We start from the raw sequence: 12,705 nt of genomic DNA on the forward strand, positions 1-12,705 counted from the left end.
AAAGTGCCGACATTTTTGCCTTGCGGGTCCAATACTCAGCGCATTCATCCAGCGCTTAGGACACCGTCAAACCATTCAGAGTTTTGGTCCCGCGTAAGCGGTCATACGAGCGACAGCCGTTCCTAAGTACCATCCGCCAGGTGTTCCTGCCCTGCTCGGCAAAGCCGGTCACGATTTCATTTAAGCACGAACAATATTTTGCTCAGAGGTACGGTATTTACCGCGGGTGTCAATGAGGAGTTTCGAGTGTTTTTTGATCAACTCATAATCAAAGGCATCGTGATTGGTAGCCAGAATAACTGCATCCTGCTCCGACAGAACCTCAGGGGTAAGGGTCTCAGATGACAATTCGAAGAAGTGTTCCCGCATCGTGGGAAACTCGGGCACATGGGGGTCCGAGTAGCTGAGGTCTCCGCCATTGTCTCGGATCAGCTCCATCAAGCTGACAGAAGGGCTCTCACGCATGTCGTCGACATTTTTTTTGTACGCGATGCCCAAAACCATAATTTTACTGCCACGAATCGCTTTGCTGCGATCATTCAGCGCATTGGCGAGTTTGCCAAACACATATTCCGGCATCGCCGTGTTCACTTCACCGGCCAATTCGATGAAGCGTGTGTTGATGCCGTATTCACGTGCTTTCCAGGTCAGGTAAAATGGATCGATAGGGATGCAGTGCCCTCCAAGTCCCGGACCCGGATAGTAAGGCGTGAACCCGAAGGGTTTGGTCGCGGCCGCGTCGATGACCTCAAAAATATCGATCCCCATGCGGTCAGCAACGATTTTCATCTCGTTCACGAGGCCAATGTTTACCGCCCGGTGGATATTTTCCAGAAGCTTTGTCATCTCGGCAGTTTCAGTCGAGCTGACTGGTACGAGTTTATCAATTGCGTGTTCATAAAGCGCGATACCCGCTTTCAGGCAGGCGCCTGTATGCCCGCCGACAACCTTTGGAATGGTATTGGTGGTAAAATCCGGGTTGGCTGGGTCTTCCCGTTCAGGTGAGTAGACCGCAAAAATATCCTCGCCGACCTTGAGGCCGTTCTTCTCAAGCCGAGGCAAAACTTCTTCTTTGGTTGTGCCTGGATAAGTTGTGCTTTCCAGCGCAATAACCTGACCCGGACGCAAATGATCTGCTATCTGATCGCACGTGTCGGTGACAAAGCTCAGATCTGGCTCGCGATATTTGTTGAGTGGCGTTGGCACGCAAAGCATAATGCCATCCGCCTCAGCGATACGCGAAAAATCCGTGGTAGCCTCGAACCCATTTTCCCGTGCCGCTGTGATGCGGGCATCGTCGATATGCTCAATCGAACTGTGACCGGAGTTTAAGTCCTGCACCTTTGTGGCATCCAGATCGAAGCCAATGACCCGGTATCCAATTTCGGTATATCTGAGGGCCAGGGGTTGACCGACATATCCCAGTCCAACAATCCCGATCACAGCCTGCTTCGCATTAAGTTTGTGTAGCAGGTTGTCCAGTGATGTCTGTGTCATGACAAAATCGCTCATTATCTAAGTCTGCGCAGGAAAGTCAGAGGGGGCCCGAATACGAAGTCGCGTCTCTACTAGTTGCTTTGGTGGAAAAGGCAATGGGTATTTGCTTTGCAAACAGTTTTGGCCATTGTAACTTCGTCAAGTTCGGAAGCCATTGACTTGCAGCTTTCACTTTTTTCCCGATTGGAAAATTGAACTGAAATCATGATTGAGTTCATCGGCTGGCTGACGCGCAGATAGCACGCCTAGACCCTTCATCCCGAAGTCGCCTAGAAAGCCCCGGTTCGACGATAGGTGTGTACTGAGAGAAATAGTCTTTTTCATTCACAATGATATGCGCAGACGTGCCGCTCCTGCCGATTATGGTCCGCGCAAGACCCCGGTCAAATATGACAAGCGTCGGTACAGACGGCAAAACCGCGTCGAGATCATGTCCGGCAGGCTCAAGGGTCTAATGCGCGTTGCGACGCGCTTTGACCGCTGTCTGTCTCTCAGCCATCGCTCTCGCGGGAACCGCCATCCATCGGTTGGAAGGCCTGACGATGCGGGCAGTTCACTGCAATCGCCTTTGGTGCGTAAAGTGGCTTGGACTGTGCAATTCAATACAATAGGCTTTTAGGATCCTACCCCCAAGTTCGACATGTTTGATGCAAAGATCTTCACTGTCATACCCTTGTTGTGAAAAGCATCCAGAACACGCGTCGATCCACAAACCTGAGAGGTGCCTTATGTCCTATTCCAATCGTAGTTTGATTTCGCGCCGTCAGTTTCTTGCCACTACGACCGCCAGCGCTGCTGCCATCACCTTGCATCCCTTTTCGGCGGCGGCGGCCAACAATCAGGCGCATCTGAGGATCATGGAAACCACTGACATCCATGTTCACGTGTTCCCATACGATTACTATGCGGACAAACCGCGCGATACTGTCGGGCTGTCGCGGACCGCTTCGATCATCAATGAGATTCGTTCCGAGGCGACAAATTCGCTGCTCGTCGATAATGGAGATTTTCTGCAAGGCAATCCGATGGGCGATTACATCGCCTATGAGCGTGGCATGAAAGAAGGCGACAGCCATCCGATCATCACTGCCTTCAATACTGTTGGTTATGACGCTGCCACTTTGGGCAATCACGAGTTCAACTATGGCCTAGATTTCCTTGAAAAAGCGCTTGCTGGTGCAGAATTCCCCGTGGTTCTGGCCAATGTTGCAAAAGAGACTGGGGCGTCCCCCCGCGATGATACGACTCTGGTGAAGCCCTATGCCATCCTTGAGCGTGAGATTGAAATGGGGGATGGCAGCAAGCATCCGATCAAGGTTGGTGTCATCGGATTTACTCCGCCTCAGATCATGAACTGGGATCGCAAGCATCTGGAAGGCAACGTGCAGGCGCGTGACATTGTCGAAACTGCGCAGGCTTACGTCCCCGAGATGCAAGAGCAGGGTTGCGACCTGGTCATCGCCCTGTCGCATTCCGGCATTGGGGATGCGGATCACGCTGATGGAATGGAAAATGCTTCAGTCGTTTTGGCAGGGGTCGATGGCATCGACGCGCTGGTGACCGGGCACAATCACCTCGTATTCCCGTCCGCTACCTTTGCTGATCGTCCCGGCATTGATGTCGACAAGGGGACCTTGATGGGCAAACCGGCGGTCATGGGCGGATTTTGGGGGTCACATCTTGGCCTGCTGGACCTGCTGCTTGAGCGCGACGGGAACGAATGGCGGGTTGTGACGACAACGTCTGAGGCGCGCCCGATTTCAAAGCGCAACGAAGATCGTTCAATCACAGCACTTGTTGGCGACGATCAGAAGGTGCTGGACTCGGTCGCGAAAGACCATGACGAAACACTGGCCTATGTACGCCGTGCGGTCGGCAAGACTTCGGCTCCGCTGCACAGCTACTTCGCGTTAGTTGCGGATGACCCATCGGTGCAAATCGTCTCGATCGCGCAGAAATGGTACGTCGAAGAGATGATGAAGGGCACCGAACATGAGGGTCTGCCCATTCTATCGGCTGCAGCGCCGTTCAAGGCCGGGGGTCGCGGCGGCCCGGACTATTACACAGATGTTCCGGTGGGCGATGTTGCGATCAAAAACGTGGCTGATCTTTACCTGTATCCCAATACCGTGCGCGCGGTGCGGGTGAACGGTGCACAGGTTCGGGGTTGGTTGGAACGCTCGGCGGGTATGTTCAACCAGATCGAGGCGGGATCCGAGGATGCGATTTTGCTAAACCCGGACTTCCCGTCTTACAATTTCGACGTGATGGACGGTGTGACCTACCAGATCGACTTATCGCAACCGTCGCGCTTTGGACCCAAGGGGGAAGAGATCAACCCGGATGCAGCCCGTATCGTAGATTTGGCCTTCAACGGTGAGGCGGTCACGGATGACATGGAGTTCATCATTGCCACCAACAACTATCGTGCTTCGGGCGGCGGCTCTTTCCCGGGCGCAATGGGTGATACCGTCGTGTTCGAAGCCCCTGACACCAACCGCGACGTGATCGTGCGGTATATCGTCGAGCAAGGAACAATCGATCCCAAGGCCGATGCAAACTGGTCGTTTGCGCCGCTTTCTGACACCACCGTGTTGTTTGAAACTGGTCCAAAAGCGCGCGACTACATGGGCGAAGTCAAAGGCGTCACCATCGAGGACGCCGGTGAAGGCGCTGATGGGTTTGCGGCATTCCGCATCAGGCTCTAGCAAGGGTAAGGTCCAAATTATAGTGTGAGCGGCCGTCTTAGATCATTCATCTGACGGCCGTTCGAAGGTGCTATGTCGCTGGGCACCGTTCAGTCTTCATCTTGAAGCGGAAGCCTATCGCGCACGAGATTTGCCCAGTATTCCGCGCCGATCGGCAGTAACGCATCGTTGAAGTCGTAGTCGTTCGAATGCAGCGGTTGACCGTTGGAGCCGGATTCACCGTTGCCCAATAGGATAAAGCAGCCGGGTACGGCTTTGCAAAAATGCGCGAAATCCTCTGAAAAGCTCATCGGTTGACGATTGGGAAGTGTGTCCAGCCCGGATAGCTGCGCGACGCGGATGGCAGCCTCGGTCGGGATCGGTGCGTTGACTGTTTCGATGAATTCGGTTTTGAAATCCACTTGGACTTCGACGCCATGCGCGGATGCGATGCCATGCGCAATCTTGCGCATGTGTTCTTCAATCATATTTCGATCTTCAGGGCTGCGAGCCCGCGCATCACCCTTTAGCGTTGCAGTTCCAGGTAGAACGTTGCGCTGCCCGTCGGTCAGAAACTCGGTCACTGACACAACCGCCCCGGCGCCCGGGGCCAGCTTGCGCGCGACAATTGTCTGAAGCGCCAGAACGATTTCTGACCCAACGGTTAGCGCATCACGTCCAGACTGCGGCATGGATGCATGGCCGCCTTGTCCATTGATCGTAATTTCGAAAAGGCTTTCTGATGTGCATATTAAACCGGTTCGGGTCGACATCTGCCCGACGGGTGCCCCAGGCAGGTTATGTATGGCGTAGACTTCTTCGATTGGAAATCGCGTCAAGACATTCTCGTCCAGCATTGCTTTAGCCCCAAGGCCAAGCTCTTCATTCGGTTGAAACAGGAACACCACCGTGCCGCTGAAACCGGGATCCGAGGACAAAGTCTTTGCTGCGCCCAACAGCATCGTCATGTGACCATCATGGCCACAGGCGTGCATAATGCCGGGATTTTGCGACACGTAATCATGATCGCTGGCTTCCTGAATGGGTAGCGCGTCCATATCTGCGCGTAATCCGATCGCGCGGTTGCCTTGACCGGCCCTGAGGATACCCACTACGCCCACGCCTTCATGAACTTCAAGCCCGTATTGACGCAGCAGCGCCGCAACTTTGGCTTTGGTTTTCGTTTCATTGAAGCCCAATTCGGGGTGTCTGTGGAATGACCGCCTAAGTTGGCGCAGTTCGGTTTGGTTCAATTCCATGGCGGTTAATGTTCCCAGATTACAGGTGCTATCCGAGCGGGGCGAACTCAGACTCTAGCCCTGATTGGTAGAGTACGATGGCAGACGGGTCCACCGGCACGGCATCTCTCAATCGTTCTGTCCCGACCAGCCCCGCCTGAATGAAGTCGGCGCTGCGCCGTATCGTTTCTTGAACCGAACTGTCAGTTGGGTCGCGCTGCCAAAACCCGTGGCGGCCGCAATTTCAGCAACGGTCATTTCTGTTTCGCTTAGCAACGCGTAAGCGCGCGCCACACGCAACTCGATGTAGAATTGTACCGGGGAAACCTCGACATATTTTTGAAACAGCCGCTCCAACTGTCGGCGAGAAATCTGAACGATCTTGGCGATCTCAGAGATATCCAGAGGCTCTTCCAGATTCTCATGCATGATCTGGATGGCGTTGATCAGGTATTGGTTTCGGCTACCCAACGCGACAGAAAACGCGGATTTCTGGAGCGTTTTTTGATTGTTGGATCGTGAGTGGATGCACATGTCCGAGACGATAATGGCCAGATCCTTTCCGAAGTCGGTTTCAATCATGTCCAGTACCATGTCGGTTGCCGCGTTACCTCCACCGCAGGTCATCAGATCATTGTCAATCTCATACAGGTTAGCCGATGGTGTCAGGTGTTCGAAGTGTTCAACAAAGGCGGGTTGGTTTTCCCAATGCAGTGTGAACCTCTTGCCGGTCAGCATACCTGCCTTGGCCAGCGTAAATGCGCCGGTACAAATTCCACCAAGCTTGCAGCCAAACGCTTTCTGACGGCTGATCCACGAAAGGATCGTTGAATTAATGCTTTCCGATGGTTCGATCCCTGAACACACAAACAATCTGGATGATCGCGGCAAATTATGCAGAGCCAAGTCAGCTGCTATTTCGACTCCATTGGAGCATCGAACAGGGTTCCCATCCTCGGAGATCAGAAACCACTTGTAGAGCTCTTTGTTGGTGACCTGATTGGCGATCCTCAGCGGTTCAACCGCTGCGCTAAAGGCAAGCATGGTGAGTTTCGGCAGCAACAGAAAATAGATCTCGTTGGATGATCCGTCATAATCGATGTCGAACGTCGCAGCCCCTTTCGGAACGAAATTCCTAGGTTTCATGCTCTCTTTTCCCAGTGCGGACCTGGATGGATAACCGACCCGTACAAAATCGCATCGATCGAAACACCAGCGTATCAACTTCGCAGATCACAAGCGAGAGGTCCCACGACAACAATTAGCCAGCGCGTAGCTGCGAGCCTGTCTGAAAGACGGCAACTGAGGATTTAGCCGGGCCAATATTTGGGCCGGTGGCAAAGCATTGTTAACTGGACTAACAATCGTATCTGTCGTCAACCTCATGAATGGTGAATGCCAAAAGGTCAGGCCCAGTGCGGTATCAACCGCATTCGACTGCGCTGTCGATTCACACGATCAAGCTAAACAGCCTGAGTTTTGCCTGCAAATCGCCGATTTCGTACACTTTCGGGCGATGCATCATAGTGATCCCGGAACGCACGCACCAATGCACTTGTGGAAGAAAAGCCCGTAGCGGTCGCCACTTCAAGATAGGTCATCTCGGTAAATTGAAGCAGGCCATAGGCCCGTTCTAGGCGAAGTTCCCGATACGTTGTCAGCAGTTTCACACCCGTTCTGTCCAGAAACCGCCGCTGTAACTGGCGCGTTGATGTACCAAGCGCCATCGCAAGTTCCGGTATCCTAAGCGGATCCTCCAGATTGTTCTGCATCTTTTCAACAACCTGTCGCACCATTGGGTCGGCTTTTGAACGTCTGATCAATCGAGCTGCCAGTTGGCTTGCGCATGTAGTTTGCCTGTCGGCCAACCCGATATAGCTGCGTACTGACTCGGCCAGATGCTCGCCGTGATCAAAGGCAACAAAATCGGACAACAAACGCAACGTGCCCAATCTGGTTGATGCGCTATGGGTGCGGCTATCCGAGGACCAGTATGTACCCGAACCGACGTCGATCAGTCCAACCTCTTGCGCTGCGGCAGAAAAGTTGGGGTGAACCGATGCAATCCGCTTGGTTGCGCGACTAGTCTGGGCGAGAAGAAACACTGCACCGCCAACGAGAATTGATCGGTAGGACAGGTTCAATACTTGGGCGATCCAGGTTTTGTCCGACGGTGTCAGAGGCCAGCTTTTATAGATATCCCCCCAGAAAATCGCGGTTCGCCCGGCCCAGTGCAAGGGTCCGCCCGCAGCACCGTCGGCAATGGTGCGGATATTTGTAATGTATGTATGGCCTTCGTTCAGTTCATTCAGGGCACGATAGAAATCAACCAGCATATCTGCCGATGCTTCCGCTCCGCCCTCGCAAAGAATGATCTCGATCTGATGATCTCGTTTGGATCTTGCCAACGTGGTTTCGGTCAAATGCGCATGGTCATTTACAGGGACATAATGCTTCATTTCTCCTCCACCTTCTTTAGCACTTCGGCCGCGAGCAGTCGTTCCCGAATTCGGATTGAAACCCCCGCCAGTTGGCGGGGGTTTATTGATTGAGGTTTACTCTGCTGCGTCCATGTATTCGGTCATTGGCGGGCATGTGCAGATGAGGTTTCTGTCGCCGTATGCGTTGTCGACGCGGTTGACGGGGGACCAGTATTTGTCGACGCCCATGGAGCCCGGGGGGAAGCAGGCCTGTTCACGGGTGTAGGGGCGGTCCCAGTCGCCGACCAGATCGCGCACCGTGTGGGGGGCGTTTTTCAGCGGGTTGTTTTCCGCGTCGATCTTGCCGTCGATGATGTCCTGTGCCTCGGAGCGGATGGACAGCATGGCGTCGCAGAAGCGGTCCAGCTCGTCCATGGGTTCCGATTCCGTGGGCTCGACCATCAGGGTGCCGGCCACCGGCCAGGACATGGTGGGCGCGTGGAAGCCGCTGTCCACCAGACGTTTGGCAATGTCATCGACGCTGACATGGGCCGCCTCGTCCAGCGGGCGGGTGTCGAGGATGCATTCATGCGCCACGCGACCCGTTTCCGAGGTGTAGAGGATCGGGTAGGCATCCTTGAGCCGCGCCGCGATGTAGTTGGCGTTCAGGATCGCCACCTTGGTCGCCTGCGTCAGACCCGCGCCGCCCATAAGCAGCACATAGGCCCAGCTAACCGGCAGGATGGACGGAGACCCAAAGGGCGCCGCCGAGACCGGACCCACGGCAGTGCCGTATTCCGGGTGGCCGGGCAGATGCTCGGTCAGATGCGCTTTGACGCCGATCGGACCCATGCCGGGGCCGCCGCCGCCATGGGGGATGCAGAAGGTCTTGTGCAGGTTCAGGTGGCTGACGTCACCGCCGATGTCTCCGGGACGCGACAGGCCGACCATGGCGTTCATGTTGGCGCCGTCGATATAGACCTGACCGCCGTGATCATGAGTGATCTGGCAGACCTCCTGCACGGTGGTCTCGAACACGCCATGGGTCGAGGGGTAGGTGATCATGCAGGCGGCCAGATGGTCCGAGTGCTTTTCGGCCTTGGCGCGGAAGTCATTCAGATCAATGTTGCCATTCTCATCCGCCTGCACCGGCACAACCTGCCAGCCCACCATCTGGGCCGAGGCCGGGTTGGTCCCATGCGCCGAGGTCGGGATCAGGCAGACATTGCGCTGCCCTTCGCCCCGGGCGAAGTGATAGTTGCGGATGGTCAAGAGGCCTGCGTACTCACCCTGCGCGCCCGAGTTGGGCTGCTGGCTGATCGCGTCATAGCCGGTGATCTGGCACAACTTGTCGTTCAGATCATCGATCATCTCATGATAGCCCTGCGCCTGATCTTCGGGGCAGAACGGGTGCAGGTTGCCGAACTCGGGCCAGGTGACCGGGATCATCTCGATCGTGGCGTTCAGCTTCATGGTGCACGAGCCCAGCGGGATCATCGCCCGGTCCAGCGCCAGGTCGCGGTCGGCCAGACGGCGCATGTAGCGCGTGATCTCGGCCTCGGCCCGGTTCTTGTGGAAGATCGGGTGGGTTAGGTACTCGCTTTCGCGCAGCGCGTAATCCGGCAGGCGATAGGCCACGTTCGAGCTGTCATCCTTGCGGTCGATGCCGAAGGCCCCCCAGACCGCCTCGATGGTCTCGGGGCGGGTCTGTTCGTCCAGGCTGATGCCCACTTTCGTGTCGCCGACCTTACGCAGGTTGACGCCCCGGGCCACAGCGGCCTCCATGACCGTTTTCTGCAGATGGCCAACCTCAACCGTGATCGTGTCGAAGAACACTTCCGGCTCCACAGCAAAGCCTGCCTCTTCCAGACCGGCGGCCAAACGCGAGGTCTTGCGGTGCACCGATTGCGCGATGGCCTTGATGCCGTCGGGGCCGTGATACACGGCATACATCGAGGCAATCACCGCCAGCAGCGCCTGCGCGGTGCAAACGTTCGAGTTGGCTTTCTCACGCCGGATGTGCTGTTCGCGGGTCTGCAGTGCCAGGCGGTAAGCCTTGTTGCCCCGGCTGTCGATGCTGACACCGATGATCCGGCCCGGCATCGAGCGCTTCAGCTTGTCGGTGGTCGCCATATACGCGGCGTGCGGGCCACCATAGCCCATCGGCACACCAAAGCGCTGGGTCGAGCCGATGGCGATATCCGCGCCCATCTCGCCGGGCGACTTCAGCAGCGCCAGCGACAGGATATCGGCGGCGACGATGGCAATCGCCTTGTGTTCATGCAGGGCCGCAATCTCAGCGGTGAAGTCGCGCACATGGCCATGGGTGCCGGGGTACTGGAAGATGGCGCCAAAGACCGCGCCCGCATCCAGCGTGTCCGGATCAGCCACCTGCACCTCGATGCCCAGAGGCTCGGCGCGCGTTTTAATCACCGCGATGGTCTGCGGGTGGCAGTTCTTGTCGACAAAGAAGGCTGCGTTGTTGGCCTTGGACCGGCCACCGCGCTTGGCCATCGCCATGGCTTCCGCCGCAGCAGTCGCTTCGTCCAGCAAGGACGCGTTGGCCACGTCCAGCCCGGTCAGGTCGCTGACCATGGTCTGGAAGTTCAACAGCGCCTCAAGTCGGCCCTGGCTGATCTCGGGCTGATAAGGCGTGTAGGCCGTGTACCAGGCCGGGTTCTCCAGAATGTTGCGCAGGATCGGCGCCGGCGTGGTGGTGCCATAATAGCCCTGACCGATCAGCGAGGTCAGAACCTTGTTCTTGCTCGCCACCTCTTTCATGTGAAAGAGCGCATCGCGCTCGGTCATCGCCGGACCCCAGTCCAGCGGCTCTTTCTGCCGGATCGCGGGCGGGACGGTGGCGTCGATCAGCTCGTCCAGCGTCTTGAAGCCGATCACCTTGAGCATGTCGCGCATCTCGGTCGGGCTGGGCCCGATATGGCGGCGGTTGGCGAAGTCATAGGCTTCGTAATCGGTCAGTTTGAAGGCCATGTGTGCGCTCCTCAAGGATAGGTCAGGCCCGGCGGAGACGGCAGGAGCCTCCGGCGGAAGTATTTGGAAACAGATGAAGGGGCGGGGCCGCGCACGGACCCGCCGCCTGAGTTAACCGATGAAGGCCTTGTAGCCGGCCTCGTCCATCAGGTCTTCGAGCTGCGAGGCGTCCGCGATCTTGATCTTGTAGATCCAGGCCTCGCCTTCGGGGTCTTCGTTCAGCGCGCCGGGATTGTCGGCCAGTGCCTCGTTCACCTCGGTGATCTCGCCGTCGACCGGTGCGTAAAGCTCGGACGCCGCCTTGACGGATTCAATCACGCCGATCTCGCCGCCTTTTTCGAACTCGTCGCCTGCTTCCTGCTGTTCCACGAACACCACGTCACCCAACTGCTCGGCGGCGTGTTTGGTGATGCCCAGCGTGGCGGTGTCGCCGTCAACGCTCAGCCATTCATGCTCTTCGGAATAATAGGTTGCCATGTCTCTCTCTCCTGACTTCAACGCTTGTAATTCTGTTTGACGAAGGGCAGCGCCACGATCTCAGCCGGTTGCGGCTTGCCCCGGATGATCAGGTTCACCTTCTCGCCCGGCTCGCCATGGCCTTTGCTCACATAGCCCATCGCCACCGGTCCACCCACCGTGGGGCCAAACACGCCCGAGGTGATCTGACCGATGCTGTTGCCCTCAAGGCACTGCACTTCCACGCCCTGACGCGCTGGCGCACGGCCTTCGGGCTTGATGCCCACCAGCTTTTTGGCGGGACCTTCGGCCAGTTCCTTTTGCACGCGGTCCGCCCCCGGAAAGCCGCCCTCTTCCTTGCGGCGTTTCTGGATCGCCCAAGCCAGCGAGGCCTCGATCGGCGAGGTGCTCTGGTCGATGTCATTGCCATAAAGGCACAGACCTGCCTCCAGCCGCAGGCTGTCGCGCGCGCCCAGACCGGCCGCTTCGCAATCCTCATGCGCCAGGAAGGCTTTGGTGATCTCAATCGCCTTGTCCTCGGGGATCGAAATCTCGTAGCCATCCTCGCCGGTATAGCCCAGCCGCGAGATACGGCATTCGACGCCGTTGATATCCGCCACGGTGGTTTCCATGAACTTCAGATCCCGCGCGGCGGGGCACAGTTCGCCCACAACGTTTTCCGCCGCAGGGCCCTGAACGGCCACCAGCGCACGGTCGAAAATCTCGATCACTTCGACGCCTTCGAGGTGCTCACGCATATGCGGAATGTCCTGATGCCGCAGCGCCGCGTTCACCACCACAAAGTAATGATCGCCCGCATTCGACACGATCAGGTCATCCATGATCCCGCCTTCGGCATTGGTGAAAAACCCGTACCGCGCCTTGCCTTCCTTCAGCGTCGCATAAGCCTGCGGGCAAAGCGCTTCCAGCTTCTCACCCACATTCTCACCCCGCAAAATCACCTGACCCATATGGCTCACATCAAACACCGCCGCCTTCTCACGGCACTGCTTATGCTCCCCCATAATCCCCAACGGATACTGAACAGGCATCTCCCAACCCGCAAAATCAACCAACTTACCCCCCAACTCAACATGCAAAGCGTGAAGAGGCGTGCGTTTTAAGGATGAAGTCATGGTGGCCACCTGCTTTGTATCAGTTACCCAGAAACGTTCCTGTCAGTCTGACCCAAGCTGCACAGATTGCAACGATTCAGCCCAGGATTTCAGCGGATCGCCTCGATTACGGCAGAACAGTATACGGGTGCATGCATCAATAATGTTCCTATAGGAAACTTTTTTCCGTTAGGCAACACTCCTTGTTCGGAGTCGGTAAAACTGTGCCGAGCACCCGCCCATAGCTGGTGGACATCCCCGATAGTAACTTGGTTTCGCGTGGAAAATCATGAAATGGTCT

At 56.6% G+C, this 12,705-nt stretch carries 8 protein-coding genes and 1 pseudogene; 2 read left to right on the top strand and 7 right to left on the bottom strand.

Annotated elements, in window-relative coordinates:
- Positions 1–180: 180 nt before the first annotated feature.
- Positions 181–1,497, bottom strand: a complete 1,317-nt coding sequence (locus ACR0NE_RS03225) for a nucleotide sugar dehydrogenase (RefSeq protein ID WP_170596137.1) — start codon at positions 1,495–1,497, stop codon at positions 181–183.
- Positions 1,498–1,867: 370 nt separating this feature from the next.
- Here ACR0NE_RS03225 and ACR0NE_RS03230 point away from each other — a divergent pair.
- A pseudogene (locus ACR0NE_RS03230) lies at positions 1,868–1,981 on the top strand (IS5/IS1182 family transposase); the annotation flags it as partial.
- A gap of 244 nt (positions 1,982–2,225) precedes the next feature.
- Complete coding sequence (locus tag ACR0NE_RS03235) at positions 2,226–4,205, top strand: bifunctional 2',3'-cyclic-nucleotide 2'-phosphodiesterase/3'-nucleotidase (protein WP_170511637.1); 1,980 nt, start codon at positions 2,226–2,228, stop codon at positions 4,203–4,205.
- Positions 4,206–4,294: 89 nt separating this feature from the next.
- Here ACR0NE_RS03235 and ACR0NE_RS03240 read toward each other — a convergent pair whose 3' ends face one another.
- From ACR0NE_RS03240 to gcvT, 6 genes are all read right to left on the bottom strand, one after another.
- Entirely contained in the window at positions 4,295–5,443 is a 1,149-nt protein-coding gene (locus tag ACR0NE_RS03240) for an amidohydrolase (RefSeq protein WP_170511639.1), read from the bottom strand.
- Between the two features lie 108 nt (positions 5,444–5,551).
- Positions 5,552–6,568, bottom strand: a complete 1,017-nt coding sequence (locus ACR0NE_RS03245; protein ID WP_170394570.1) for a GlxA family transcriptional regulator — start codon at positions 6,566–6,568, stop codon at positions 5,552–5,554.
- 317 nt (positions 6,569–6,885) lie between these two features.
- On the bottom strand, positions 6,886–7,881 hold the full coding sequence (locus ACR0NE_RS03250; RefSeq protein ID WP_170596135.1) for a helix-turn-helix domain-containing protein: 996 nt from the start codon (positions 7,879–7,881) through the stop codon (positions 6,886–6,888).
- 96 nt (positions 7,882–7,977) lie between these two features.
- Positions 7,978–10,833 carry an aminomethyl-transferring glycine dehydrogenase gene (gcvP, locus tag ACR0NE_RS03255; RefSeq protein ID WP_170596853.1) on the bottom strand — a complete coding sequence of 952 codons (2,856 nt, stop codon included), beginning with the start codon at positions 10,831–10,833 and terminating at the stop codon, positions 7,978–7,980.
- Positions 10,834–10,944: 111 nt separating this feature from the next.
- A complete protein-coding gene (gene gcvH / locus ACR0NE_RS03260) occupies positions 10,945–11,310 on the bottom strand; it encodes a glycine cleavage system protein GcvH (protein WP_170393732.1) in 366 nt (121 codons plus the stop codon).
- A gap of 17 nt (positions 11,311–11,327) precedes the next feature.
- On the bottom strand, positions 11,328–12,425 hold the full coding sequence (gene gcvT, locus ACR0NE_RS03265) for a glycine cleavage system aminomethyltransferase GcvT (RefSeq protein ID WP_480459533.1): 1,098 nt from the start codon (positions 12,423–12,425) through the stop codon (positions 11,328–11,330).
- Between the last annotated feature and the right edge of the window lie 280 nt (positions 12,426–12,705).

Source organism: Ruegeria sp. C9, assembly GCF_056537585.1.